Source organism: Serratia sp. SCBI (assembly GCF_000747565.1).
GTDB classification, from domain to species: Bacteria; Pseudomonadota; Gammaproteobacteria; order Enterobacterales; family Enterobacteriaceae; genus Serratia; species Serratia ureilytica.
Map to the genome: position 1 here is coordinate 2155300 of NZ_CP003424.1, position 26826 is coordinate 2182125.

At 60.7% G+C, this 26826-nt stretch carries 26 protein-coding genes and 1 pseudogene; 10 read left to right on the forward strand and 17 right to left on the reverse strand.

The window, feature by feature from the left end:
- Positions 1-2 precede the first annotated feature (2 nt).
- Entirely contained in the window at positions 3-1094 is a 1092-nt protein-coding gene (locus SERRSCBI_RS10100) for an ABC transporter substrate-binding protein (RefSeq protein ID WP_042784331.1), read from the reverse strand.
- Between the two features lie 368 nt (positions 1095-1462).
- Between SERRSCBI_RS10100 and htpX the strand changes: the two genes are divergently transcribed.
- The 3 genes from htpX (at position 1463) to SERRSCBI_RS25065 (ending at position 3386) form a co-directional block, all read left to right on the forward strand.
- Positions 1463-2341: a protease HtpX gene (gene htpX, locus SERRSCBI_RS10105; protein ID WP_033652481.1), complete on the forward strand. Its 879-nt coding sequence runs from the start codon at positions 1463-1465 to the stop codon at positions 2339-2341.
- Between the two features lie 338 nt (positions 2342-2679).
- On the forward strand, positions 2680-3240 hold the full coding sequence (locus SERRSCBI_RS10110; protein WP_232230763.1) for a hypothetical protein: 561 nt from the start codon (positions 2680-2682) through the stop codon (positions 3238-3240).
- An 8-nt stretch (positions 3241-3248) separates the two neighbouring features.
- Positions 3249-3386, forward strand: coding sequence for a hypothetical protein (locus tag SERRSCBI_RS25065; RefSeq protein WP_232230764.1), 138 nt, complete (start codon positions 3249-3251; stop codon positions 3384-3386).
- Positions 3387-3490: 104 nt separating this feature from the next.
- Here the strand turns inward: SERRSCBI_RS25065 and SERRSCBI_RS10115 are convergent, their stop codons facing one another.
- Entirely contained in the window at positions 3491-4885 is a 1395-nt protein-coding gene (locus SERRSCBI_RS10115) for an MFS transporter (protein WP_042784332.1), read from the reverse strand.
- A gap of 230 nt (positions 4886-5115) precedes the next feature.
- Here SERRSCBI_RS10115 and kdgR point away from each other — a divergent pair, with 230 nt between their 5' ends.
- Positions 5116-5907, forward strand: a complete 792-nt coding sequence (gene kdgR / locus SERRSCBI_RS10120) for a DNA-binding transcriptional regulator KdgR (protein ID WP_042784333.1) — start codon at positions 5116-5118, stop codon at positions 5905-5907.
- A gap of 45 nt (positions 5908-5952) precedes the next feature.
- Here the strand turns inward: kdgR and SERRSCBI_RS10125 are convergent, their stop codons facing one another.
- The 5 genes from SERRSCBI_RS10125 to phnR form a co-directional block, all read right to left on the reverse strand.
- On the reverse strand, positions 5953-6756 hold the full coding sequence (locus SERRSCBI_RS10125; RefSeq protein WP_042784335.1) for an ABC transporter permease: 804 nt from the start codon (positions 6754-6756) through the stop codon (positions 5953-5955).
- 2 nt (positions 6757-6758) lie between these two features.
- A complete protein-coding gene (phnU, locus tag SERRSCBI_RS10130; protein ID WP_042784336.1) occupies positions 6759-7622 on the reverse strand; it encodes a 2-aminoethylphosphonate ABC transporter permease subunit in 864 nt (287 codons plus the stop codon).
- A 1-nt stretch (position 7623) separates the two neighbouring features.
- Positions 7624-8748: a 2-aminoethylphosphonate ABC transport system ATP-binding subunit PhnT gene (gene phnT / locus SERRSCBI_RS10135; RefSeq protein ID WP_049866717.1), complete on the reverse strand. Its 1125-nt coding sequence runs from the start codon at positions 8746-8748 to the stop codon at positions 7624-7626.
- Positions 8749-8756: 8 nt separating this feature from the next.
- Complete coding sequence (locus SERRSCBI_RS10140) at positions 8757-9767, reverse strand: 2-aminoethylphosphonate ABC transporter substrate-binding protein (protein ID WP_033652475.1); 1011 nt, start codon at positions 9765-9767, stop codon at positions 8757-8759.
- Between the two features lie 177 nt (positions 9768-9944).
- Positions 9945-10664, reverse strand: coding sequence for a phosphonate utilization transcriptional regulator PhnR (gene phnR / locus SERRSCBI_RS10145; RefSeq protein WP_033652473.1), 720 nt, complete (start codon positions 10662-10664; stop codon positions 9945-9947).
- Between the two features lie 153 nt (positions 10665-10817).
- On the opposite strand from phnR, the gene phnW reads away from it, so the two are divergent.
- Both phnW and phnX read left to right on the forward strand, forming a co-directional pair.
- Positions 10818-11921 carry a 2-aminoethylphosphonate--pyruvate transaminase gene (phnW, locus tag SERRSCBI_RS10150; RefSeq protein ID WP_033652472.1) on the forward strand — a complete coding sequence of 368 codons (1104 nt, stop codon included), beginning with the start codon at positions 10818-10820 and terminating at the stop codon, positions 11919-11921.
- A 9-nt stretch (positions 11922-11930) separates the two neighbouring features.
- On the forward strand, positions 11931-12740 hold the full coding sequence (gene phnX, locus SERRSCBI_RS10155) for a phosphonoacetaldehyde hydrolase (protein ID WP_042784338.1): 810 nt from the start codon (positions 11931-11933) through the stop codon (positions 12738-12740).
- A 63-nt stretch (positions 12741-12803) separates the two neighbouring features.
- On the opposite strand, the gene SERRSCBI_RS10160 is transcribed toward phnX, so the two are convergent.
- The 4 genes and pseudogenes from SERRSCBI_RS10160 to SERRSCBI_RS25350 form a co-directional block, all read right to left on the reverse strand.
- Positions 12804-14195, reverse strand: a complete 1392-nt coding sequence (locus SERRSCBI_RS10160; protein ID WP_033652470.1) for an L-cystine transporter — start codon at positions 14193-14195, stop codon at positions 12804-12806.
- 186 nt (positions 14196-14381) lie between these two features.
- Complete coding sequence (locus tag SERRSCBI_RS10165) at positions 14382-14930, reverse strand: metal-dependent hydrolase (protein ID WP_042784339.1); 549 nt, start codon at positions 14928-14930, stop codon at positions 14382-14384.
- Between the two features lie 420 nt (positions 14931-15350).
- Positions 15351-16016: a hexitol phosphatase HxpB gene (gene hxpB, locus SERRSCBI_RS10170; RefSeq protein WP_042784341.1), complete on the reverse strand. Its 666-nt coding sequence runs from the start codon at positions 16014-16016 to the stop codon at positions 15351-15353.
- A gap of 64 nt (positions 16017-16080) precedes the next feature.
- A pseudogene (locus SERRSCBI_RS25350) lies at positions 16081-17362 on the reverse strand (HdeD family acid-resistance protein).
- A gap of 185 nt (positions 17363-17547) precedes the next feature.
- On the opposite strand from SERRSCBI_RS25350, the gene SERRSCBI_RS10180 reads away from it, so the two are divergent.
- Positions 17548-18108, forward strand: a complete 561-nt coding sequence (locus SERRSCBI_RS10180) for a YniB family protein (RefSeq protein ID WP_025302601.1) — start codon at positions 17548-17550, stop codon at positions 18106-18108.
- 35 nt (positions 18109-18143) lie between these two features.
- On the opposite strand, the gene SERRSCBI_RS10185 is transcribed toward SERRSCBI_RS10180, so the two are convergent.
- From SERRSCBI_RS10185 to ghoS, 6 genes are all read right to left on the reverse strand, one after another.
- Complete coding sequence (locus tag SERRSCBI_RS10185) at positions 18144-19013, reverse strand: fructosamine kinase family protein (protein WP_033642864.1); 870 nt, start codon at positions 19011-19013, stop codon at positions 18144-18146.
- 240 nt (positions 19014-19253) lie between these two features.
- On the reverse strand, positions 19254-20108 hold the full coding sequence (locus SERRSCBI_RS10190) for a metal ABC transporter permease (protein WP_042784342.1): 855 nt from the start codon (positions 20106-20108) through the stop codon (positions 19254-19256).
- A complete protein-coding gene (yfeC, locus tag SERRSCBI_RS10195; RefSeq protein ID WP_016927980.1) occupies positions 20108-20968 on the reverse strand; it encodes an iron/manganese ABC transporter permease subunit YfeC in 861 nt (286 codons plus the stop codon). The genes SERRSCBI_RS10190 and yfeC overlap by 1 nt, the downstream gene beginning before the upstream one ends.
- Positions 20968-21858: a manganese/iron ABC transporter ATP-binding protein gene (locus tag SERRSCBI_RS10200; RefSeq protein ID WP_033642866.1), complete on the reverse strand. Its 891-nt coding sequence runs from the start codon at positions 21856-21858 to the stop codon at positions 20968-20970. The genes yfeC and SERRSCBI_RS10200 overlap by 1 nt, the downstream gene beginning before the upstream one ends.
- Positions 21855-22799: a metal ABC transporter substrate-binding protein gene (locus SERRSCBI_RS10205; protein ID WP_033642867.1), complete on the reverse strand. Its 945-nt coding sequence runs from the start codon at positions 22797-22799 to the stop codon at positions 21855-21857. The genes SERRSCBI_RS10200 and SERRSCBI_RS10205 overlap by 4 nt, the downstream gene beginning before the upstream one ends.
- Positions 22800-22930: 131 nt before the next feature.
- On the reverse strand, positions 22931-23230 hold the full coding sequence (gene ghoS, locus SERRSCBI_RS10210; protein WP_033642868.1) for a type V toxin-antitoxin system endoribonuclease antitoxin GhoS: 300 nt from the start codon (positions 23228-23230) through the stop codon (positions 22931-22933).
- 109 nt (positions 23231-23339) lie between these two features.
- On the opposite strand from ghoS, the gene SERRSCBI_RS10215 reads away from it, so the two are divergent.
- The 3 genes from SERRSCBI_RS10215 (at position 23340) to SERRSCBI_RS10225 (ending at position 26819) form a co-directional block, all read left to right on the forward strand.
- A complete protein-coding gene (locus SERRSCBI_RS10215) occupies positions 23340-24005 on the forward strand; it encodes a transglycosylase SLT domain-containing protein (protein WP_004931439.1) in 666 nt (221 codons plus the stop codon).
- Positions 24006-24309: 304 nt separating this feature from the next.
- Complete coding sequence (locus tag SERRSCBI_RS10220) at positions 24310-25035, forward strand: gluconate 2-dehydrogenase subunit 3 family protein (protein WP_042784344.1); 726 nt, start codon at positions 24310-24312, stop codon at positions 25033-25035.
- A gap of 2 nt (positions 25036-25037) precedes the next feature.
- A complete protein-coding gene (locus tag SERRSCBI_RS10225) occupies positions 25038-26819 on the forward strand; it encodes a GMC family oxidoreductase (protein WP_042784345.1) in 1782 nt (593 codons plus the stop codon).
- The last annotated feature ends 7 nt before the right edge of the window (positions 26820-26826 follow it).

Below are 26826 nucleotides of genomic sequence, written 5' to 3' on the forward strand. Positions count from 1 at the left end.
GGTTATTCTCCTTGCCAGCGTTGCAAGAAGACGCCGTCCGCCTCTATCGGCAAATATTGATGGTAGAACTGCGCCAGATTGCGCGCGGGATCAACATCGGTAAACGCGGCGGGATAGAGCGCTTTTGCCAGATACTGGACAAAGATAAAATCGTAAATCGTGCGCGCGCCGCCATGGTAAAGCGCATAAAGACGCTGATTTTTTACCGCCGGCAGTTGCGGCCATCCCGCCCGCCGGGCGTATTGCGTCAGGCGCGTCTGTAGGGGGGCTGCCTGCGTGCCGTAGCCCATCGGCACGGCGTTCGGCATGTTTTCCCAGTCGCCACCGGCGAGAAAAATCACCTCGGGCCGTTGGGTCAGGACATAGTCGGCGCGCAAGGGGGAAGGGCTGCCGACGACGCCGGCGGCGATATTGTCGGCGCCGGCCAGCTGCAGCAGCGGCCCCCAGATCGATGCGCCATAGCTGCTGCCGTACTCGCCGGGGCCCTTGTCCCCCAGCTCAATGTAGGTGACCGGCGGCGGCAGCTGCGCCTGGCGGATGCGCCGCCGGGTATCCTCGAGACTTTGGCGATATTCGTCGGCCAGCCGTTCCGCTCGCTCGGCGTGGCCCATCGCCTGGCCCATTAACCGGATGCTGGCGAGCTTGACTTCAACGCCCTGATTGAAGTCGACGACGATGTAAGGAATGTTGAGCTGTTGCAGCACCGGCAGGTAGTTGGCGAAGCCGTCGAGCTGCCACTTCGCCAGGATCAGCAGGTCTGGTCGCGTGGTCAGCAGGCGTTCAAAATCGAAGCTCTGGTTATAGAGCGAACCGACATCGACCAGTTGAGCGAGCCGTGGCAGCGCCGCCTGATAGCGCGTCCATTGGCTGGCGCGCAACGCCCAGTCGCTTTTGGAGAAGGCGACGACCTGTTGATAACTCTCCGGGCCGTTCACCGCCAGAAAATCTTCGTAGTAAAAGCCGATATAGGCGCGCTGTGCGGGGGCGGCCAGGGTAACCTGGCGTCCTTCAACGTCGGTGAGGTGAATTTCAGCGTGCGCGACCTGGCAGAAAAGCAGCCACGTCGCCAGCATCCAGACGATACGCGATAACATGATTGACATCCCTTTACGATTAATTGTGATGTTATAATGTAACAATTAATCGCGAGATTCAAACTTTCGTCGCCGCTGAATCAGGCGGGGCATGATGAAACGCGCTGAGCGGATATTGGCCTATAAAGCGTGAGGATAACGGTTCTCGTTGTCATGGCGTGCGGGCAAAGAAATTTTTCTGCAAAATCCCTCCGCCTTGCGCAACAATCGTTTACAATTTGCCAAATCCCGGTCGCGCGTCGTTTTTGTAAAGTTTCGTATTTTTAGTAGGTTAATGGCGCGCAACTCTTGAAACTGTGACGAATGCCCATACGATCCAGGGTATCTGGACAGTGTTTTGTTAACATTTATGAGGAAGTAAACATTTTATGATGCGTATAGCTCTGTTCCTGCTCACCAACCTGGCGGTGATGTTGGTTTTCGGGCTGGTGCTCAGCCTGACAGGAATCCAATCCAGTAGCGTTCAGGGCCTGATGATCATGGCCGGTCTGTTCGGCTTCGGCGGCGCTTTCGTGTCGTTGCTGATGTCCAAATGGATGGCGCTGCGCTCCGTGGGCGGGGAAGTGATTGAACAGCCGCGTAACGAAACCGAAAACTGGCTGCTGGAAACGGTGCGCCGTCAATCGCAGCAGGCGGGCATCGCCATGCCGCAGGTCGCTATCTACCACGCGCCGGACATCAACGCCTTCGCCACCGGCGCACGGCGCGACGCTTCGCTGGTCGCCGTCAGCACCGGCCTGCTGCAGAGCATGAGCCGCGACGAAGCGGAAGCGGTTATCGCGCACGAAATCAGCCACGTCGCCAACGGCGATATGGTGACCATGACCCTGATCCAGGGGATCGTGAACACCTTCGTCATCTTCATTTCGCGCCTGATCGCACAGGTTGCCGCCGGCTTCCTGGGTAACCGCGACGGTGAAGGGGAAGGCAACGGCAACCCGATGATTTACTTCGCCGTGTCGATGGTGCTGGAACTGGTGTTCGGCATCCTGGCGAGCATCATCACCATGTGGTTCTCGCGTCACCGCGAATTCTATGCCGACGCCGGTTCCGCCAAACTGGTGGGCCGCGAGAAGATGATCGCCGCCTTGCAGCGTCTGAAAACCAGCTATGAACCGCAGGAAGCGGGCAGCATGATGGCGTTCTGCATCAACGGCAAATCCAAGTCGTTCAGCGAGCTGTTCATGTCGCACCCGCCGCTCGACAAGCGCATCGAAGCGCTGCGCACCGGTCAGTACCTGAAGTAATCGGCTGAATGAAATGAAAAACCCCGGCTTGCCGGGGTTTTTTTATGGCATGCCTGAACCGCTATTTCAGCGGCGGCGACGGATTCAGCAATGAAATTCGGCAATGAATGGGGTGAGCGCTTCACCAAAGTTTGCGGGCGTTAATGCCGTGCAGCAGCGCCCGAAGTCGCTGAAGCCCACCTGCAAACCGCGTCTTTCGGCCTCTCAGCCTGGGCAGGCGCGGTGCCAGATCACCCGGTGAGAGGGCAAGCCGCATCGGGCCCGGTCACGACCGCCTGTTTGGCTTTGGAAGCGCATGTTATATGCTTTGGCACAATGACATTTGTCCCTGAGGCCCTATGAAAATCAACCACCTTCCCTTACTCAACGGTGATGAGGTGTCGGCGCGCCTGGCCGCATTGGCTGGCGGTGTCGCCGATGCGGTTGCGGAATTGTTGAACCGGCATGATGACGATGATGAACCGCCGGTTATTCGCTGGCATTCAGGCGATCTGCGCCAGCCGGCGTTTTTCCCCGACGAGCACGACGGCCACGATTACGATTACCTGATCGTGGACGGCGATGTGATCGTGGAGGGATGCCTGGCGGTGTCACCGCAGCGAGAGGACGGCGGCATTGTCGTGCTGGGGCGGCTGCAGGCGGATACGCTGATTTGCTGGGGCGGGCTGATCGTGCGTGACGATGTCCGCATACGCCATGCCTATTGCAGCTCAGGAAACGACGGCGCGTTCGTGGTGGGGGGAGACCTTACCGCGCTCACCCTGGTAGAAACGGGGAGTTTATCCATGTTCATGGCGATCTCGACGCGCGATGTCTCGCTTCGTTGCAGAACTTCGTTCAGGTTGACGGAGAGACGCGCTGCGACTGCCGCATCGACAGCGCGCAATCCGAAGATCTGATAAAGCGCATGTTCGCCCCCGGCCTGCTGAAGGCCTTCGAGGGGATGGATAACGACGGCCAACGCCTTGTTGGCTGGTATCCGGATGACGACGCCTATTTAGCCTGTTTACGACAAGGCCGCAGCCCGTTGAGGTGCGGCGACTGACGCCTGGCCTGCCATGCTCCCGGCACCGCACCCGACGCGGCCCGGCCGCCAGTGCTGGCCCCGTCGGTTTTACAATCGATGAGGGCTCGGCTCTTTTATGTGCGCTATTTCACCTCACGGCTGGGCTGCGCCGTTTGCGTCGTCGGTTGAGTGATGCGCAGGCTGCTGACGGCCGCCGCCAGGGTGGCGAACACCCCAGCCAGGATCAGTGAAGCGTGGGTGCCGGAGGCTGGGAACAGGTTGAACATCAGCGCCACCAGGGCGGCTCCCGAGGTTTGTCCCAGCAGACGGGCAGTGCCCAGCATGCCGCTGGCGCCGCCGCTGCGGTTGCGTGGCGCGGCGGAGATGATGGTGTGGTTGTTGGGCGACTGAAACAGGCCGAAACCGGCGCCGCACAGCACCATGCGCCAGATGATGTCCATATTCGACGGCGCCGCGGGCAGCAGCGCCAGCGAGAACAGCCCGAGCGCGAACACCGCCAGCCCGATGCACCCCAGCAGGTCGGCATGCACGCGTTCCACCAACCGGCCGGCGATCGGGGCCATCACCACGATCGCCAGCGGCCACGGCGTCAGCAGCAGCCCGGTCGCCACCTCGTCGCGGCCCAATGCGCTTTGCAAGAAGAACGGCAGCGACACCATCGCCAGCATTTGCGCGGCAAACGAGCAGATTGAGGTGCCCATCGACAGGGCGAAGATCGGAATGCGCAGCAGATCGACCGGCAGCAACGGAAATTCCTGGCGCAGCTGGCGGCGCACGAACAGCGCGCCAATCGCCAGCAGCGCGGCGATCTCGCTGAAGATCAGCGTCAGGCTCTGGCCCTGGGCGAAGCCGCTGATGGCGGTGATCAGCAGGCCGAAGGTCAGCGCATTCAGCACGGCGCTGGTGGGATCGAAACGGCGGTTATCGCTTTTTTGGCCGTTGGCCGGCAGGAATTTCATCCCCAGCAGCAGCGCGACGATGCCGATCGGCAGGTTGATGGCGAACAGCCATTGCCAGGACGCGACCGACAGGATAGCGGCCGCCACCGTCGGCCCGGCCGCCGAGGAGCAGGCGACGATCAGCGAGTTGATGCCCATGCCGCGGCCGAGAAAACGCTGCGGGTAGATGATGCGGATCAGCGCGGTGTTGACGCTCATGATGGCGGCGGCGCCAAAGCCCTGCAGCACGCGGGCGATGGTCAGGGTGAGCAGCGAGTCGGACAGGGCGCAGAACAGTGAGGTGATGCTGAACACCAGCAATCCAGCCTGATAGATGCGGCGATAGCCGACCAGATCGCCGAGCGACGCCAGCGACAGCAAAGAGACGGTGATCGCCAGTTGATAGGCGTTAACCACCCAGATGGAACTGGCCGGACTGGCGTTGAGATCGCGCGCGATGGTGGGCAGCGCCACGTTGGCTATCGCGCCGTCGAGCACGGATACGGTAATGCCGAGGGCGATGGCGAGGATCGCCCCATAGCGTTGCGGGACGGGGAGGCCGTCGGAACAAGGACGCATGCAGGTCTCAGCGGTATTTATTCAGGAGAGTATTATCATGCTAATCATATTCGCCTGCGATTGCATGCCCCTTGTCCGCTTAATTGTAAACGGCGGTGAGCGGCAGGCGGTTATTCATTTGGCTTCAATCGCTTAGCCTTCAGCTGCGTTGCGCGTCGCGATCTGTTCCGATTATACTGAAACCCTTGTTTAAATTTCCTGAAACAAAACCGTTAAGTAGGGTATTCGCCATGGCTAACGCAGATTCAGACAAGCAACCGGATGCCGTCTCATCCGTGATGAAAGTGTTCGGCATTTTGCAGGCGCTCGGCGATGAGCGCGAGATCGGCATTACCGAACTGTCCCAGCGGGTGATGATGTCTAAAAGCACCGTCTACCGGTTTCTGCAGACCATGAAAGCGCTGGGTTACGTTTCACAGGAGGGCGAGACGGAAAAGTATGCGCTGACGCTCAAGCTGTTCGAACTGGGCGCCAAATCGTTGCAGAACGTCGATCTGATCCGTAGCGCCGACGTGCAGATGCGCGAGCTGTCGAATCATACCCGTGAAACCATCCACCTCGGCGCCCTGGACGAGGATGGCATCGTCTACATCCACAAGATCGACGCGATGTACAACCTGCGCATGTATTCGCGCATCGGCCGCCGCAACCCGCTGCACAGCACCGCCATCGGCAAGGTGCTGCTGGCCTGGCGCGAGCGGGATGAGGTAGCGCAGATCCTGTCGCAGATTGAATTTACCCGCAGCACCGAGCATACCCTGACCAGCGCCGCCGAACTGTTGCCGGTGCTGGATCGGGTGCGTGCGCAGGGATACGGCGAAGATGCCGAAGAGCAAGAAGCGGGGATCCGCTGCATCGCGGTACCGGTCTTTGACAGGTTCGGGGTGGCGATCGCCGGGCTGAGCATCTCTTTCCCGACGCTGCGCTTTTCCGAAGCGGCGCGGGAGGCGTATGTGGCATTGCTGCACGTCGCCGCCCGACGCATTTCTGAACAGCAGGGCTATCACGACTACCCGTTCTGACCTGCGTTTCGATGAACAAGGCGCCGCCATGACGGCGCCTTGCTGTTATTTCGCGCCGGGCGTCAGCCGCTGAGAAATCCGCTCCAGCACCAACATCAGCAACAGCGTGGCCGCCACCAGGATCATGGTCAGCGTTGCGCCATTGGCGATGCTGCCGCGATCGGTCAGGCTGAAGATCGTGACCGGCAGCGTCGCCCAGCTCGGCGGGTAGATCATCATGGTCGCGCCCAGCTCCCCCATCGACAGCGACAGGCTGAGCGCGAAGGCGGAGATCATGTAGGGGGCGATCATCGGCAGGGTGACGTGGCGCAGGCGAAACAGCGGCGAAGCGCCCAGGCTGGCGGCGACGTTCTCGTAGTCGTCAGGCAGCCGGGTCAGCCCGGCCATGACGTTGCCGAAGGTAAAGGCGGAAATCAGCACGAAGTGGGCGGCGGGCACGATCAGGAAGGTGCCGTTCATCTGCAGCGGCCCTTGGCTGAACGCCACCAGCATCCCCAAACCGATAGAGACCGAAGGCACCGCGCTGGGAATGAAAAACAGCGTGCCCAGCAGCCGTCGGCCGCGTTCAGGCACGTGGCGCAGCGCCAACGCCGCCCAGGTGCCGCACAACAACGCGAACAGGCTGGCGCTGAAACCGATAGCCAGACTGGCGATCAGCGCGTCCCAGGAGGCGCCGCTGAACGCCTGGCGGAAGTGGCTGAGGGTGAAGCCGCTCGGCAGCACGCCGCTCCACTGTTCACTGAGGCTGGACATCAGGATCACCGCCAGCGGCAGGCAGAAGAACAGGGCGAACAGCGTGACCGCCAGTGTGCAGGTCAGGGTGCGTCCGGTGCGAGACCAAATCAACATCGTCAGTTCCTCAGCCCGGCGCGCGCCGCGGCGTAGCGGTAAAGGGAGAACAGCCCGAGCGACAGCGCGATATTCACGACGGCGATCGCGCAGGCGACGGCGTAGTCCGATTCCAAAATCGCTTTGGCGTAGACCATCATCGGCAGCGTGGTGACGCCCTTGGCGCCGATAAACAGCACGATGCCGAACTCATTGGTGGTCAACAACAAACACAGGCTGCCGCCGGCCAGCAAGGCCGGCAGCGCGGCCGGTAAAATCACCTGGCGTACCACCCGTCCCGGCCGGGCGCCGAGGATGCTGGCGGCCTCGAGCTGGCTGCGGTCGATCTGCGACAGCGCCGCCATCAGCGGGCGCATCACCAGCGGGGTAAACACGGTGATTTCCGCCAGGATCACCCCCCAGATGGAGTAAAGAAAATCCACCGGCGGCAGGGTGAAACCAAAAGTCGCCATCAGCGTGCCGTTCAGCAGGCCGGCGGAACCGTAGATGAACGTGAAGGCCAGCGTGATGAGGAAGGTCGGCATGGCGATAAAGGTATCGATCACCCGGGCGATCAGACGGCTGCCGGGGAACGGCGTGAACACCAGCAGCAGCGACAGCAGGGTGCCGAGCACCAGGCAGCCCAGCGTCGCCAGCAGCGCGATCTGCAGCGTGTTGAGAAGGGCGCCGACAAAGCGGCGTGATTCGAACGCCTGCTGCAGCGCAGCGGCGCTGAACAGCCCTTGGTCGTCGGTAAACGCCTGTTTGACGATCAACGCCAGCGGGTAGAAAAACAGCGTCGCCAGCGCCAGCAGCGGCAACAGGATCCACAGGCGGCGCGGCAAACGCAGCCGCTGGGCCGGGCGAATAAGCGTAGAGTCGGTCATGTCAGTCCTCGATCAGTACCGCATCGTCGGGGGCGAAATAGAGCGGCACCCGTTCGCCGATCTGCGGCATCCGGCTGCGATGGGTGGTGACCACGCGCAGCGGGTGGCCTTGCGCGTCGAACTGCAGGTGCGTCAGTTCACCCTGCCAATGAATATCGCGCAGCGTGCCGATAAGGCAGTTGCTGCGCTGAGCGTCGGCATCGAGCGCAATATGCTGCGGCCGGATGCACAGCAGCTTGTCGAAGCCGCGTTGTGCGCCGTAGGTGAAACAGCCGATCACTTTGCCGGCGCAGCTGACGGTGGTCATGCCTTGCCCGGTGGTGGTCTCCAGCGCGGTGGCCGGCAGCAGGTTGGCGCGGCCGAGAAACTCGGCGGCGAAGCGGTTCGTCGGATGGTGGTACAACGCGCGGGTTTCGCCGTGGGCGATCAGGTGGCCGTCGCGCATGATGCCGATCTTGTCCGCCAGCGTCAGCGCTTCGCCCTGATCGTGGGTGACGTACAGGATGGTCAGATGCGGCAGCTCGCGGTGCAGGCGGGCGATCTCTTCCACCATGCTGTGGCGGATTTGCGCGTCCAGCGCCGACAGCGGTTCATCCAGCAACAGCACTTTGGGGCGCACCGCAATGGCGCGGGCGATCGCCACCCGCTGTTGCTGGCCGCCGGAAAGCTGGCTGGGATAGCGCCTGGCGTAGGCGGACATGCCGACGATGGCCAACGCTTCTTCGACGCGCTCGGCGGTCAGGCCGCGCGGCTTGCCCTGCGCGCGCAGGCCGAACGCCACATTGTCTTCGACGCGCATATGCGGAAACAGCGCATAGTTCTGCACCACCATGCCCAGGCCGCGTTCATAGGGCGGCACGTCGGTGACATCGATATCGCCGATGGCGATGCGTCCGGCGGACGGCTGCACGAAACCGGCAATCGCTCGCAGTACGGTGGTTTTGCCCGAGCCGGAGGGGCCGATCAGCGCCAGCACTTCGCCGGGCGCGATGGTGAGCGTCAGGGGTTTCAGCACTTCGGTGCCGCGGTACGACACGCTGACGCGGTCGAGCTGAATGCCCGACGGCCCGGCGATGTCCCGGCTGTTATCCCGCGCCTCAGCGCGGGAAGCGAGAAGAGAAGGCATGGTCAGCGTCATTCTGTCACCTTGTGCCAGCGGGAAATGTCGGCGGACAGGCTGCTCACCACCTGATTCCAGTCCGGCGCCCAGATATCCACGCCCTGCAGCGCAGCCTGCGACTGCCTGAAGTTATCGTCGGTCGGGGTCACGTCTTTACGCACCGGCATGCCGTAGGAAATGGCGCTGACGCTGCTCTGCGCCTCTTTGCTCAGCAGGAAATCGATCAGCTTTTTGCCATTGGCGCTTTGCGGCGCGCCTTGCACCAGGCCGATGTAGTAAGGCAGCACCAGCGTGCTGCGCTTGCCGTCCGGCCCGGCCGGCCAGAACACCTTCACGTTCGGGTTGCTGCGCATCTGCGCCAGGTTCATCTGCAGATCGCCGTTGGCCACCAGCAGCTCCCCTTTATTGACCAGCGCGGTCAGCTTGCCGGTGGAGGCGGAAGGGCCGACGTTGTTGCTTTGCAGTTTGCCGAGGTAGTCGAAACCGGCGTCTTTGCCGCCGAAGCTGTGGAACGCCTGCAGCATCACCGCAGTGCCGTCGCCCGCCTGGCCCGGCGTGGAGTACTGCAGCTTATTGCGGAACTGCGCGTCCAGCAGCTGTTGGTAGCTGGCGGGCGCCTGCGGCAGCAGTTTGGCGTTATAGATGAAGCTCAGGTAGTTGTTCACCAGCGGCACGAACTGTGGCTGCGCATCGGCGATTTGCGCGGCAGCCTGCGGGGTAAAGTCCTGCAGCAGTTTTTCCGCCGCCGCGCGTTGAATGAACGGCGGCAGCGTCACGAGCACGTCGGCCTGCGGGTTGCTGCGCTCTTTCGACAGGCGTTCCACGATGGCGCCGGAGCCGCCTTCGACGTACTGCACCTTGACGCCGGTCGCCTGGGTGAAGGCGTCGAACTGCGTTTGATACCAGCTGTGATCGCCGTCGTGCAGACCATCGGCGGAGTAGACGGTCACCACCGCCTCGGCGGCCCAGAGCGGCGCGGAGCCGAGTGCGATGGCGGTCATCACGACCAGTCGAGAAAGTTTCATAGCTTCAGCCTCACTGTTACGGGTTAATGCGAAACTGGTATACACCAGATATGCGGCCACGCTAATCGGCGAATATGACAAACAAATGAAATCAGCAAAATATCATTGCCGGGAACGGGGAGGACGACGCGGGAGAGAAAGGCGGGCCTGCGTGCGCAGGCCCCGTTGGGCAGGGGGTTAAAGCGTATCGACTTCGATGCGCAGGCTGTCGTGGCGCCAGTATTCGATATCGAAATCGAGAATGCGGCCGTGCTGATCGTAATTCAAGCGGCGCAGCAGCAACGCGGGCAGGCCGACCATGGCACCCAGCGCGTTGGCGGCGCGATAAGGCAGGGCGGTCGGGTAGAAAGACAGGTGCATGTTGCTGTAAATCAAATCGTAATGCTGCTGATAAACCTCGGTCAGGCTGCCGTTGAGATCGTGGGTGAGCAGTTCCGGCACCCGTTGCGGCAGGCAGTGGTTCTCGCAATAGCAGATGGCGCGGCCGTCGGCATAGCGCACCCGGCGCAGCAGATACACCTGATCGAACGGTTCGAGCGCCAGTGGCTGCATCACGTCGAGCGGCACCGTGGTTTTTTCGCCGGACAGCAGCGCGGTGCGTGGCGTGCGCCCTTGCTCCTGACAGAGACGGTGGAAGTTGGTGTTTTGCGTCGGATCCAGCCACAGCCGCTCCGGCGTGACGAACCAGCCGCGACGATCGGCGCGGTAGATGGCGCCGGTGGCTTCCAACTGCGCCAGGCTCTCGCGGATAGTGACGCGGGTGGTGGAGAAGATGGCGCACAGCTCTCGCTCCGAAGGCAGCTTGTCGCCGGCCTGCAGCGCGCCGCGGGTGATGCGCGCCTGAAGCTGATCCTTGATCTGCAGATAGTGGGGCATATCGCCCGGATGTTCTTTCATTTCATCTCGCTATGGCATCGGCCTGGCATTCCGGCCCGCTTATTATACATAGCCAGATGAATTTTTTTGTTTCACCGCGCTTTGCCGTTTGACCTGGGAAGGAATTTGCCGCCACAATCAGTGCAATCTGGTATAGACCAATAGGTGAATAACATGTCCGACCGTAACTACCTGCTGTTGACCCCCGGCCCGTTGACCACGTCGAAAACGGTGAAAGAGGCGATGCTGTATGACAGCTGCACCTGGGATGAAGATTACAACCTCGGCGTAGTGCAGCGCATTCGCCAACGGTTGGTGGCGCTGGCGACGCCGTCCGCCGGCTATACCTCGGTGCTGTTGCAGGGCAGCGGCAGCTTTGCGGTAGAGGGCGTGCTGGGCACGGTCATCGGCCCGCACGACAAGCTGCTGATCGTCAACAACGGTGCCTACGGGGCGCGGATGATCGAAATGGCGCGGCTGATGGATATCGACCACCACGCGTTCGACTGCGGCGAGGTGAACGAACCGGACGTGGCGGCGATGGAGGCAGTGCTGAAAAGCGATGCGCGCATCAGCCATATCGCCATGGTGCACTGCGAAACCACCACCGGCATGCTCAACCCGCTGCAGAAGGTCGCCGGTCTGGCGGCGCGCAACGGCAAGACCTTTATCGTCGATGCGATGAGCAGCTTCGGCGGCATCCCGCTGGATGTGGACGCGCTGGGCATCGATTTTCTGATCAGCTCCGCCAACAAATGCATTCAGGGCGTGCCGGGCTTTGCTTTCGTCATCGCCCGCCGCAGCGAACTGGAGAAATGCGCCGGCCGTTCGCGCTCGCTGTCGCTGGATTTGTATGCCCAGTGGCGCTGTATGGAAGACCAGGCCGGCAAATGGCGCTTTACGTCGCCCACTCACACCGTGCTGGCCTTCGCGCAGGCGCTGAAAGAGCTGGAACAAGAGGGCGGCATTGCCGCGCGTCACGACCGCTATCACGCCAATCAGCGTCGGTTGGTGGCGGGCATGCGTGAACTGGGCTTTGAGACCCTGCTGGACGATGCGCTGCATTCGCCGATCATCACGGCGTTCTATTCGCCGAAGGCCGACACTTACCGCTTCGCCGAGTTTTATCAGCGCCTGAAGCAGCAGGGCTTCGTGATTTATCCCGGCAAAGTGTCGCAGAGCGACTGCTTCCGCATCGGCAACATCGGCGAAATTTATCCGCAGGATATCGAACGTTTGCTGGCGGCCGTCGGGCAGGCGATGTACTGGAATCAATAAGGATTGACCATGAAACAGATCAAGGCAGTGATCCTCGACTGGGCCGGCACCACGGTGGACTTCGGCTCCTTTGCGCCGACGCAGATTTTCGTCGAGGCGTTCAAACGCACTTTCGATATCGACATCAGCCTGGCGGAAGCGCGCATTCCGATGGGGCTCGGCAAATGGCAACACATTGAGGCGCTGGGCAAGTTGCCGGCGGTTGACGCGCGCTGGCGGCAGAAGCTGGGCCGCTCGATGAGCCACCAGGATATCGACGCGCTGTATCAAGCGTTTATGCCGCTGCAAATCGCCAAAGTGGTCGACTTCGCCGATCCCATCGAGGGCGTGCCGCAGGTGATTGCCGCTCTGCGTGAACAGGGCATCAAAATCGGCTCCTGCTCCGGTTATCCGCGCGCGGTGATGGCGGTGCTGGCGCCTGCCGCAGCGCAGCGCGGCTACGCGCCGGATTACTGGGTCGCCACCGACGATCTCGCGGCCGGCGGGCGACCGGGGCCGTGGATGGCGTTGCAAAACGTGATTGCGCTGGGCATCGATGCGGTGGCGCATTGCGTGAAGGTGGATGACGCGGTGCCTGGCATTGCCGAAGGGCTGAACGCCGGGATGTGGAGCGTTGGGCTGGCGCTGTCCGGCAACGAGTTTGGCGCGACCTGGCAGGAGTATCGCCAAATGCCGCAAGGGGAGATCGAGCGCCGTCGCACGGCCGCCGCCGATAAGCTGTACGCGGCGGGCGCGCACTATGTGATAGATACGCTGGCGCAATTGCCGGGTGTGATCGCTGATATCAACCGGCGGCTGGCGAACGGCGAGCGGCCGTAACGACCGAACGCAGGGCATAAAAAAACCGGGGATCATCCCCGGTTTTTTCGTTCGCGGAAGGCGTTAACGGTGAGCCAATTCGACTTCGTCTTCGCTGTCCATCACGGCTTTGTCGGTTTGCTTCATCAGTTGGCTGGTGATGGTGCCCGCCGCCATGGAACCGTTGACGTTCAGCGCGGTACGGCCCATGTCGATCAGCGGTTCGACCGAGATCAGCAGCGCGACCAGCGTCACCGGCAGGCCCATCGCCGGCAGCACGATCAGCGCGGCGAAGGTGGCGCCGCCGCCCACGCCCGCCACACCGGCGGAGCTGAGGGTGACGATGCCGACCAGGGTGGCGATCCACACCGGATCCAGCGGGTTGATGCCGACGGTCGGCGCAACCATCACCGCCAGCATCGCCGGGTAGAGGCCCGCACAGCCGTTCTGGCCGATGGTGGCACCGAACGACGCCGAGAAGCTGGCGATGGATTCCGGCACGCCCAGGCGGCGAGTCTGCGCTTCCACGTTCAATGGAATGCTGGCGGCGCTCGAGCGGCTGGTGAAGGCGAAGGTGATTACCGGCCACACCTTGCGGAAGAACTTCAGCGGGTTCACGCCGGTGAAGGCCAGCAGGATGGCATGTACCACGAACATGATGGCCAGGCCGATGTAGGAGGCCACCACGAAGCTGCCGAGCTTGACGATGTCGTGAATGTTGGAGCCGGCGACCACTTTGGTCATCAGCGCCAGCACGCCGTACGGCGTCAGCTTCATGACCAGACGCACCAGCTTCATCACCCAGGCCTGCAGGGTATCGATAGCCACCAGCACGCGCTCGCCTTTCGGCTTGTCGTCTTTCAGCAGCTGCAGCGCCGCCACGCCGAGGAAGGTGGCGAAAATCACCACGCTGATGATCGAGGTCGGGCTGGCGCCGGTCAGATCGGCGAACGGGTTTTTCGGGATGAACGACAGCACCATCTGCGGCACGGTCAGATCGGCCAGTTTACCCACGTAGTTGGTCTGGATCGCCGTCAGGCGCGCGCTTTCCTGCGCCCCCTGCACCAGGCCTTCGGCGGTCAGGCCGAACAGGTTGGTGACCAGCACGCCCACCAGCGCCGAGATCAGCGTGGTGAACAGCAATGTGCCGATAGTCAGAACGCTGATTTTGCCCAGCGAAGAGGCGTTATGCAATTTGGCGACCGCGCTCAGGATAGAGGCGAAGACCAGCGGCATGACGATCATTTGCAGCAGTTGCACATAGCCGTTGCCGACAATGTTGAACCAACTGATGGATTCTTTCAGTACCGGGTTGTCGGCGCCGTACACCAGCTGCAGCCCCAGACCGAACACCACGCCGACCACCAGGCCGACCAGCACTTTTTTCGCCAGGCTCCATTGCTTGTGGCGGGTTTGCGCCAGCAGCAAAAGGAGCGCGACAAACACCAGCACGTTAATCACGAGCGGAAGATTCATCCCCAATATCTCCAATAATCTTTCTTATATAAAAACGACTACGCACCATTAGGTGTGTCGCGATGTAAATATCGTAACAGTTTGCTGAGGGGCTCACTTATATCCAAATGGAATTTAATATAGCTTTTTGTGTGATTTTGTTCGTTTTATATACGCATGGGTGATGAGTTGAGCGATTTTTTGTGATCAGAGTCTAATATTTCTGATTTGCTCTACGTAGGATTGCACCGGGAGGGTGAAATCACCTTGCCAGCAGATGGCAAACGCCACCAGGCAGAGGCACAGCACGCGCTCCAACTGATTGCCTTTTTGCGAGTTGAGCAGCGGCAGGCGAAAACGCCAGCGGCACGGCCACAGCAGCGGCACACCGGCGGGGGTGAGCATGTCGGCCAGCAGATGGCTGAAGTAACCGATGATCATGGCGTGCAGCGCGTCGGCCGGGATCGGCCAACTGCGCGGCACATCAAGCTGAAACAGCACCATGCCGCCGGCGATCGCCAGCAGGCTGTGGGTGAAACCGCGGTGGCCGAAGGCGCGGGCGATGGGAATGGCGATCCAGCGCAGACGCTGGCCCAGCACCGACTTGGGGTGATCGATGTCCGGCAGCAGTGAGGTCAGCAGCGCGGCGGGTATGATGTGCCACCAGTCGCCGGTAGCCAGCTCTGGCGTCACTTCCGCCTTCTTGGCGAAGATCGCGCAAGCGACAGAGAATATAAGGTGTCCTTCCGCGGTCATGCTGTTGCGATTCCGACTGGTAAACTGTTAATTTATCCAGTATATGGGAAAATTCCCAGTAGTGGAAGCAGTTACCCTGTAACCAATTGTTTATTTTTCCCTGTTTTACAACGGCTTGTTACGGCAATGGGTAACAAAGCATCGATTTTGACGGGCGAGAACAAAAAGCGGGCGATGGGGGCGTATGGCGGTGAGAAAAAAGACGGTTGCTCAGCGTGTGGCGGGAGGAAGCGGCGGCCTTGAACCGCGCTGCGTGGCAGTGACAACGCGCCGCGGGCCGTCGCTTTCCCTGCCATACAGCATAATGAGAACGTCATGCCAATTCAATAAAATGAAACGGTGTTTCGTTTGTTTTGCGGTGCGGATCCCTTTTATGACGCAGAGCGGCAAACCCAGGGCGCCGATGGCCGGCGCCGCAGGTCAGGCAAAGTGGGCGGGGGTGAGCTGTTCCAGGGTGTCCAGCTTGTGGTCCGCCAGCGCCCAGCGAGGATCGTGACGGTATTCGGCTGCCGGGATCACGATGGAACGCATGCGTGCGGCCTTGGTGGCGATCATGCCGTTAAACGAGTCTTCCAGCGTGATGCAGCGCAGCGGATCGCTGCCCAGGCGTTCGGCGGCGATCAGGTAGACCTCCGGGTGCGGCTTGCTGTACGGCAGGTATTCGGCGGAAACCAGCTGATCGAAGTAATCCTCAAGCTCGAACATCTTCAGCACCTGCCGTTGCATGTGCAGCGGCGAGGCGGAGGCGAGACCGATGTTCAGCCCCTGGCTGCGGCACAGCTCCAGCGCCTGCTGAACGCCTGGCAGCAGCGGGCTCGTCTCGTGCACCAGCTCGATGGCGCGCTCGATAATCCGCGCCGACACCTCATCAAGCGAAACCCCTTGCCACGGCATCGCCTGATACCACATCTTCACCACCAGATCGATGCGCAGCCCCAGCGTGTCCGGCAGCTTGTGACGGTCGGACAGATCCAAACCCAGCGCGCCGAAGATATCCAACTCGGCCTGCAGCCACAGCGGTTCCGAGTCGATCAACAAGCCGTCCATATCAAAAATTGCGGTTTCAATGCGTTGCGAATAAGCCATTAACGGTTAACTCCTGCCGGCGCGGGTGAATGTGCCCGACACTTTATCATCGCCGGTGACGAGACTAAAACCTTTGCCTGCGCGTTTGGCTTTTGCCAAAACGCAGGATATTCCACACCTCGCGCAATTTTAGCCACCAGCGCTGGTGTTGACGCTCGGTGACCTGTTGCAACATGCGTGCGTAGTCCAGCACCAAACCCGGCGTCCAGGTCATGCTTTCGCCGCGGCTGCGCAGTACCGCCAGCATCCACAGGTTGGGATCGAGCACCAGCAACAGAAAGCGGCGCCACAGATGTTTATCGCCCAGCACGCCTTCCAACGCGCTGTCGAGCGCGCCGATGACCGTGGTGGAGCAGTTGCGCCGGGTCAGATTGTAGGTGGCGTCCTGCCGATAACGCAGCCAGAATGCGCGCAGCGCCGCCGGGTTATAGCGGTAGAATTGAATTTTCTTGTCCGGGGGGCACCAGGCGGCGATCTCGCCCGCCAGGTCGGGCAGGAAACGCCCGTCGACGTTGTTCTGTTCGCCGGCATGCAACAACTGGCGGAAATCCTGAACGGAATGGCTGATGTCGTTGAGCGGGTAGTGACTGATATACACATCCGGCGCGAGCGCCAGGGCGGCGTGACCGGTGGAGATATTGCCGCCGCCGTCGACCGCCGCGATGTATCGGTCGACGATATAACGACGGCGCGGATCTTTAGCCGCACCAATCGGTGTCCAGACATACACCGTGAGTGGCGCAGTCTCATCCTCCGGGTGCGGTGGCTGCCGCGTGGGGGGCTGATTCAGAGAGAAGCTTGTCAGTCTCCGGGCGATACGCAATAAGGCCCAGCCGGAAAGCACCATCATCACGCCGAGGCAAAAGGGCACCGTCATCCGATGCGGCGCCGGCCAGCCGACAAAAAATCATCAACGAAAGCAGGATCTCGCCGCTGCCCGCCAGCGCCACGCCTTTCCATCGACTGTGTTGAATCACCGTGGAGGAGGCGATGCGCACGGCGCCGTCAAGCAGCAGCGCACTGCCAAACACCACGGTGGCGACGATGTTATCGTCTGCGGGCACGTCCAGCATTAAAAAGGCCATAAAGACAAAACCCAATCCTTTCAGCAGCACCGGCCTGCTGGCCGAAGAGCCGATCACCAGCGCGGCGGATACCGCCACCAACCCCTCCAGCGCCAGGATGACCGCCAGCGCATCCAGCGCCAGCACCGACCGGCCATCCTGCAGGATGTCGAACAGCATCAGCGCCCCTGCGGCTATCCACAGCCAACCGAACAGCACCAGCAGACGGCGCTGACCGTGCAGCGCCTGCGCGCCCAGCAATAAGATAATCAGTCGAATCATGGCGGCCTCTGCCCGAATGGATAACGTTATCTCTTCAATGATAGTGTGCCGGCGCGGTTAAGTTTTTGATTTCGACTAATTCGGCTAAGCTTGTAGCACAGCGGGAGTGAAGAAAACGGTGGGCGAGTTTCGCCAACAGCAGGTAGACTTAGCCGATTCGGTTACGTCGCTAACAAGGGGAACACATGACGTATCAACAGGCCGGGCGTCTCGCCATTTTGAAACGCATTCTCGGATGGGTGGTTTTTATCCCGGCGTTGCTGTCGACGCTGATTTCCGTGCTGGGTTTTATCTATCAGCACAGTGAAAAAACCAAGGGCATCAACGCGGTGATGCTGGATTTCGTTCACGTGATGGTGGACATGGTGCGTTTCAACACGCCGTTCCTGAACCTTTTCTGGTACAACTCACCGGTGCCCGACGTGGATAAAAGCCTGTTCAGCGGCGCCAATCTGATGTTCATCATCATCTATATTCTGATCTTCGTCGGGCTGGCGCTGCAGGCTTCCGGCGCGCGCATGTCGCGTCAGGTCAAATTCATCCGCGAAGGGTTGGAAGACCAGATGATCCTGGAGCAGGCCAAGGGCAGCGAAGGGCACACGCGCCAACAGCTTGAGGAGCGCATTACGCTGCCGCACCACACCATCTTCCTGCAGTACTTCCCGCTGTACATCCTGCCGATCGTGATTGCGGTGATCGCCTGGTTCGTGATCCGCCTGTTGGGGCAGTTGGCCGGCGCGGCCTGAACCATGAACGGGGCGCCGCTCGGCGCCCCGGAACGTTATGACGCTTCGGGCTGCAACAGCGCCTCCACCGCGCGTTGGGCTGCCACCAAATGCTGGCCGCCGAACAGATTGCTGCGGTTGAGCAGGTAGTACAGCTGATACAGCGGCTGGCGTTCGATAAATCCGGCCCCCAGCGGCCACACGCTCTGATAGCCGTCGTAGATCTGCGGCGGCAGCTCCGGATACAGCGGCAGCATCGCCAAATCGCACTCTCTGTCACCCCAGTAGCTGGCCGGATCGAACAGTATCGGCCCGTTGGCGGTCATCGCGCAGTTGCCCGGCCACAGGTTGCCGTGCAGCAGGGAAGGCTGCGGCTGGTGGTGCTGCAAGCGCAGATACACCCGATCGACGATGTCGTCGATGTCGCCGAAGGTCATGCCTTTTTCCGCCGCCAGCTGCAGCTGCCAGCCGATGCGCTGCTCGGCGAAGAATTCCGACCAGCGGCGTTGCCAGGCGTTGGGTTGCGGGGTGGTGGTCAGATCGCTGTCGAAGTCGAGACCGAACTGCGGTTGCTCGCTCCACTGGTGCAGATGCGCCAGTTGTTGCCCCAGGCAGTAGGCGCCATGGGCGTCGAGGGGTTTCAACTGCTGATACTCCAGCAGCAGGAAGCTGTAGTCGCGATCGCTGCCGACGCCGTACACTTCCGGCACCCGCACGCTTTTGCTGCGCGCCAGCAGCGCCAGCTGATCGGCCTCGGCGGTGAATATCGGCAGTTGTTCACGGGCGTCGCATTTCACGAACACCTCGTTGTCACCGTAACTCACGCGCCACGCCGGGTGAATGTCGCCCCCGGGCAGTTCAATCCTTTCGCGTATCTCTGCGCTGCCAAGATGTTCACTTAACAGACGGCTAACGGCTTGCCACATGGTATTTCCCCTCTGTGCTGCCTGATAATTCATTAGGTTAGCGTCTTTCCCGTGGTGAAAACACGACGCGGCGCACAGCCGGCGTCAAAGGCGGCGATTTTTTTCAGCATCCCGCCAGCTCACAGTATATACCCTATTGATTAATTTAAGCGCAATACCGGTTGCAACTTGATGACAACGGATAAGCGGGCGGAGGAAACAGGATGCGGCGGAGAGCGCCGCCGCATCAGAGGAGGGCGTTTAACTGTCGCTCAGGGCGGTTTGGTTACGCTGTAACGGACGCAGTTTACCGTACAGTAAGGCGATAACGAACAGCACGGCCTGCACAATGACGATGCAGGGCCCGGTTGCGCCGTCGATGTGGAAACTGATCAGCGTGCCGAGCACGCAAGAGAACACCGACACCACCGTCGCCACCACCAGCATGCGATCGAAGCGGCGGCACAGCATAAAGGCGATGATGCCGGGGGCGATCAGCATGGCGATCACCAGGATCACCCCCACGGCCTGCAGCGAGGCGACGATGGTCATCGCCAGCAGACACAGCAGCCCGTAGTGCAGCAGCTTGACCGGCAGGCCAATCACCCGCGCATGGTGCGGATCGAAACAGTAGAGCATGAAGTCTTTGCGTTTAAGCAACACCACCGCCAGGGTGAGGCCGGCGATCAGCAGGGTTTGCTTCAGCTCGCCGTCGGTGATGCCCAGCATGTTGCCGAACAGTATGTGGCTCAGGTGCTGGTCGGTGTCGATGCGCGAGAACAGCACCAGGCCGAAGGCGAACATGCCGGAGAAAACGATGCCCATCACCGTGTCTTCTTTCACCCGGCTGTTCTCTTTCAGGTAGCCGGTGGCCACCGCGCAGAAGATGCCGGAGAGGAAGGCGCCGATCGCCAGCGGAATGCCGATGACGAACGCCACTACGATGCCGGGCAAGACGGCGTGCGAGATGGCGTCGCCCATCAGCGACCAGCCCTTGAGCACCAGATAGCAGGAGAGTACGGCGCATACCACGCCGGTGACGATGGCGGCGACGATCGCCCGCTGCATGAACGGGTAGGCGAAGGGTTCGCTGAGCAGTTGGTAGAGTGTGTCCATCAGCGGCCTCCGGTTGGTGACTGTGCTACGCGACGTTTTGCCGCCAGCAGGCCGTGTTTCGGCGCGAAGCAGAACGCCGCCAGGAACACCAGCGTTTGCAGGGTGACGATCACCCCGCCGGTGGCGCCGTCGAGGAAGAAACTCAGGTAGGCGCCGATGCCGCTGGTCAATGCGCCGATGATGATAGCGATGATCACCAGCCGGCTGAAGCGGTCGGTCAGCAGATAGGCGGTGGCGCCCGGCGTGATCACCATGGCGATCACCAAAATGGCGCCGACGGTTTGCAGTGCGGCGACGGTGCAGGCGCTGAGCAGGGTGAAGAACAGGATCTTCAGCTTCAGCGGCGACAGGCCGATCGACACGGCGTGGCTTTCGTCAAAGAACACCGCCAGCAGATCTTTCCACACCAGGCATAGGATCAGCAGCGAAACGCCGATGATGATCTCCACCTGCAGCACGTCTTCGTCGGCGATGCCGAGGATATTGCCGAAGATGATCGACTGTACGTTGACCGAGGTGGGGTTGAGCGACACGATCAGCAGGCCGACGGCAAAGAAGGTGGAGAAGATAAAGCCGATGATGGCGTCTTCGCGCAGCCGGGTGATGTGGCGCACCAGCGTCATCGCCAGCGCCGCCAGCATGCCGGTGAAGAAGGCGCCGGCGGCGTAGGGCAGGCCGAGGGCATAGGCGCCGGCCACGCCGGGCACCACCGAGTGCGACAGCGCATCGCCCATCAGCGACCACCCTTTCAGCATCAGGTAGGCGGACAGAAACGCGCAGGCGGCGCCGACGATGGCGCTGACCCAGATGGCCTTCACCATGTAGTTATAACTGAAAGGTTGCAGCAGAAGGTCCAGCATCAGGATTGTTTCTCCCTGGCCTGACTGTTGGCAGGCGGATCGCTCTTGGTGTGGCCATAGAACACCGCCGGGCGTTCATCGTCGGTCAACACCGTGACGGTGCGCGGATCGTTGTCGTCGTGCAGATCCGGGCCGGAGAGGTTGATATGGCGCAGCACGCCGCCGAACGCCAGCTCCAGATTGCTCTGGGTGAAGGTGGTTTCGGTCGGGCCGGCGGCCAACACCGTGCGGTTGATGAGGATCACCCGATCGCAGAACTCCGGCACGCTGCCGAGGTTATGGGTGGAAACCAGGATCAGATGCCCCTCGTCGCGCAGCGAGCGCAGCAGATCGATAATGGCATTCTCGGTTTTCACATCCACGCCGGTGAAAGGCTCATCCAGCAGCAGCACCGTGCCCTGTTGCGCCAGGGCGCGCGCCAGAAACACGCGCTTTTTCTGACCGCCGGAGAGTTCGCCGATCTGCCGGCCGCGCAGCTCGCTGAGGCCGACGCGCTCCAGCGCCTTGTCGACCCGCAAGCGATCCTCGCGCGACGGAATGCGCAGGAAATTCATCTTGCCGTAGCGGCCCATCATCACCACGTCTTCCACCAGCACCGGGAAGTTCCAGTCGACGTCTTCGGTTTGCGGCACGTAGGCGATCAGGTTCTTTTTCAGCGCGTCCGCCACCGGTTTGTCGCTCAGCGACACCCGGCCGCTGGTGGGCTTGACCAGCCCCATGATGCTTTTGAACAGCGTCGATTTACCGCTGCCGTTAACGCCCACCAGCGCGCAGATAGAACCGCCGCTCAGGGTAAAACTGGCGTTATGAATGGCGGTGTGCCCGTTGTTGTAGGTCACGGTGACGTCGTCCACGCTCAATTCAGGGCGGACAAACAGCTCATGGGTCATTGATCGAATCCTTTGGCGATGGTTTGCACGGTGGTGTTAAGCAGATCGATATAGGTCGGCACCGGGCCATCGCGGGTGGACAGCGAGTCCACGTACAACACGCCGCCGTATTTGGCGCCGGTCTCTTTCGCCACCTGCCTGGCCGGCTTGTCGGAAATGGTGCTCTCGCTGAACACCACCGGAATATGGTGGGCGCGCACCGCGTCGATCACCCGGCGGACCTGTTGCGGCGAGCCTTGCTCATCGGCGTTGATCGGCCACAGATAGACTTCTTTCAGCTGATAGTCCTGTGCCAGGTAGCTGAAGGCGCCTTCACTGGTCACCAGCCAACGCTGCGCGGCCGGAATGCGCGCCAGGCGTTCGCGCAGCGGAGCGTCCAGCGCGCCGATTTTCTCTGCGTAGGCCTTGGCGTTGCGGTTGTAGGTTTCCGCATTGGCCGGATCGTGCGCCACCAGCGCTTTGCGGATGTTTTCGATATATACCAGCGCGTTGCTCGGTGACATCCAGGCATGCGGGTTCGGGTTGCCGTTATAGGGCCCTTCACGGATCGGCAGCGGGGTGATGCCTTCGGTCACGACCGCCGCCGGCACCTGCTTGATGTTCTCGAAGAAGCGCTGGAACCAGCGTTCCAGGTTCATGCCGTTCCACAGGATCAGGTCGGCGTGCTGCGCTTTGACGATATCGCGCGGGGTGGGCTGGTAATCGTGGATCTCGGCGCCCGGTTTGGTGATGGATTCCACGACGGCGGCGTCACCCGCCACGTTCTGGGCGATATCCTGAATGATGGTGAAAGTGGTCACCACGCGCAGCTTTTTTTCCGCCAGCGCGGGTTGGCTGACCAGAGCGGCACCGAGCAGCAAACAGGCGAGCGTGAAGGGGCGTAACAGTGCGGCAGCGCGGGGAGGGCGACTGCGACGAAAAGCGCAAGTTATCAATGGCATGATGACGTCTCCTGGTTCAAATGAAAATGATTATCAATATCAATTGAAGCGAAGTCAAGCGTCACTTGCCCACCGCCGGCGGGGCTATTTCTCCAACTGAAAAATAATTCCGTCCGGGGAGTTATAGCATTTTATGTATCAGTATGTAACCGCTGAAGGTAGTCCTTACAGGTGCAGATCGCCACCTCCGGCTGTTTTCCCAACGCCAACTGCCCGAACCCCTGCGCCAGACGCTGCACATCCTCTTGATCCAGAACGGTTATGAACGCAAAACTGTTGCTGCCGAGTTCATGATGAACGCCATTTTCGTCTGTCACCGACGTGACAAAACCTTCACGGGTCAATTGCCCGGTCAGCTTGGCCAGGTCGGTCAGTCCCGCTTCCTGATAGCGAAAAGTCACCACAAAGCAGCTTGTTGCAGATTGACTCATAAATCACCTCTTGGTATATGGATAGCTTGAGATTAGTCCAAAAAATTACTGCAGGTGTCCTTACAAGTTGTATATGCTACGCAACTCATTGAAAGGAGTGAGGGATTCTGTGAAAACAAAAATAGGTTGCCTTACGGCAATTTTGCTTTTGTCGGGGTGCGCCAAAGACCCGCAAACGGCGAGCAATATTTCAGGCAGTGGCACAACGCGCGGCGGTTGGTTAAAACCCCCTCCGCAGGCACCGGTAAACCGCACAGGCACCCCGGTTGCTTATAACGATTACATTCGTCAGGCCGCCAGCAACTACGGCGTCGACGAAACGCTGATTAAAGCGATTATTCAGGTGGAGTCCGGGTTTAACCCGAACGTGGTCAGCACCTCGAACGCAGTGGGATTGATGCAGCTGAAGGCTTCTACCGCCGGCCGCGACGCCTATCGCATGAAAGGACGAAGCGGGCAACCCAGCTCGCGTGAGCTGAAGGATCCGGCGGTCAATATTGATCTGGGAACGGCCTATATCAATATTCTTCAAAGCCAGCAGCTAGCCGGGATCAACAACCCACAGACTTTGCGTTACGCCACCATCGTTTCGTATGTGAACGGGGCGGGCGCTATGTTGCGCACTTTCTCCTCGGACAAGCGCGTGGCGGTTAATCGCATCAATCAGATGAGTCCGGATGAGTTTTATCAGCACATCCAGAAAAAGCACCCGGCACCGCAGGCGCCGCGCTATTTATGGAAAGTGACCACCGCTTATCAGGCGATGTCGCAGTAATCCCATCCTTTGAATCGGCCGCCGAACGCGGCCGATTTTGTTTTCGGCGTCAGTTTTTAGCGCGACCCGCCTCTCATTTTTCGTTATTTCCTCATCGCTTATCAGAAAAACCGCACAAAAAGTTAAATTTACGTTAGCAGATAAATCTTTACGTTCATTCAATAAGTTACCGGTAACATTTTTGCTTTTGCTCGCATTCTGACCTTCAATAAATAGACAAATAAGTAACAAATTATTTTAAAAACCCGTATCGATCGCAAGGTTGCGGTTAAATAGTTGTGACTATCTTTGGATGGAATGTGACATGTCGAATCATAAAACCAACAATTCGCGGCGCGATTTCTTGTTGAAATCGATGACCTTAATTCCTGCGGCGGTAATTGGTGGCAGCGGCGTTGGCGCGCTGACGGCCCCAGCACCAGCGGTCGCTGCCTCGAACACTTCAACGCAGAACGATTACCAACCGACCTTTTTCACCCCGGAAGAGTGGGCCTTCATCAAGACCGCCGTCGCGCGCCTGATCCCGGCCGACGAACGCGGCCCTGGCGCGCTGGAAGCCGGCGTGCCGGAGTTTATCGATCGCCAGATGAACACGCCGTACGCCACCGGTTCCATCTGGTACATGCAGGGGCCGTTCAACCCCGATGTGCCGAAGGAAATGGGCTACCAGCTGCCGCTGGTGCCCAAGCAAATCTACAACCTCGGCATCGCAGACGCCGACGCCTACAGCAAGAAAACCGCCGGCAAGCCTTTCGCCGAACTGGATGGCGCGCAGCAAGACGCCCTGCTGCAAAAGTTCGAGTCCGGCGAGGCGGAGTTCCAGCAACTGCCGTCGAAACTGTTCTTCTCCTATCTGCTGCAAAACACCCGTGAAGGTTTCTTCAGCGATCCGATCCATGGCGGCAACAAAGACATGGTTGGCTGGAAGCTGATTAATTTTCCGGGCGCGCGCGCCGATTTTATGGACTGGGTTGAGCGAGGGGAGCGTTATCCCTTCCCGCCGGTCTCGATTCGTGGGGAGAGGGGCTAACCATGGCAACGGTAATGAAAAAAGTAGACGCGGTGATCGTCGGCTTCGGCTGGGTGGGCGCGATCATGGCCAAAGAGCTGACCGAGGCCGGCCTCAACGTGGTGGCGCTGGAGCGCGGCCCGATGCGCGACACCTACCCGGACGGTTCTTATCCGCAGGTGATCGACGAGCTGACCTATAACATTCGCCGCAAGCTGTTCCAGGATCTGTCGAAAAGCACCGTCACCATTCGCCACAACAGCAGCCAGACCGCGGTGCCTTACCGCCAGCTGGCGGCGTTCCTGCCGGGCACCGGCGTCGGCGGCGCCGGTCTGCACTGGTCGGGCGTGCATTTCCGCGTCGATCCGATCGAACTGCGCATGCGCAGCCATTATGAAGAACGCTACGGCAAAAACTTCATTCCGAAGGACATGACCATCCAGGACTTCGGCGTGACCTACGACGAGCTGGAACCGTTCTTCGACAAAGCGGAGAAAGTGTTCGGCACCTCCGGCACCGCCTGGACCATCAAAGGGCAGAAAGTGGCGCAGAAGGGCGGTAACCGCTTTGCGCCGGATCGCTCCGACGACTTCCCGCTGCCGGCGCAGAAAAACACCTACTCCGCCCAGCTGTTCGAGAAAGCGGCGCTGGAGGTGGGTTACCACCCTTACAACCTGCCGTCCGCCAACACCTCGGACTCTTACACCAACCCGTACGGCGCGCAGATGGGCCCATGCAACTTCTGCGGTTTCTGCAGCGGCTACGCCTGCTACATGTATTCCAAAGCCTCGCCGAACGTCAACATCTTGCCGGCGCTGCGCATGGAGAAACGCTTCGAACTGCGCACCAACGCCAACGTGCTGAAGGTCAACCTGACCGATGACAAGTCCCGCGCCACCAGCGTGAACTACGTCGATGCGCAGGGCCGCGAGATTGAACAGCCGGCCGACCTGGTGATCCTGGGCGCGTTCCAGTTCCACAACGTGCACCTGATGCTGCTGTCCGGCATCGGCAAGCCTTACGATCCGGTGACCGGCGAAGGCGTGGTCGGGCGCAACTTCGCCTACCAGAACATGACCACCATCAAGGCGTTCTTTGATAAAGACGTCTTCACCAACCCGTTCATCGGCGCCGGCGGCAACGGCGTGGGCGTGGATGACTTCAACGCCGACAACTTCGATCACGCCAAAGAAGGCTTCGTCGGCGGTTCGCCGTTCTGGGTCAACCAGGCGGGCACCAAGCCGATCTCCGGCCTGCCGACCCCTCCGGGTACCCCGGCCTGGGGCAGCAAGTGGAAAGCGGCGGTGGCGGATGCCTACACCCACCACGTCTCGATGGATGCCCACGGCGCGCACCAGTCGTACCGCAACAACTATCTGGATCTCGATCCCAACTACAAGAACGTGTTCGGCCAGCCGCTGCTGCGCATGACGTTCGACTGGCAGGAAAACGACATCAAGATGGCGCAGTTCATGTACGACAAGATGGCGCCGATCGCCAAGGCGATGAACCCGAAACTGATCGCCGGCAGCCCGAAAAACGCCAACAGCCACTTCGATACCACCAGCTACCAGACCACCCACATGAACGGCGGTGCGGTGATGGGGGAAGATCCGAAGACCAGCGCGGTCAACCGCTATCTGCAGAGCTGGGATGTGCACAACGTGTTCTCGATCGGCGCATCGGCCTTCCCGCAAGGGCTGGGCTACAACCCGACCGGCACCGTGGCGGCGCTGGCTTATTGGTCTGCCCGCGCCATTCGCGAGCAGTATCTGAAAAACCCAGGCCCATTGGTGCAGGCATAAGGACGGC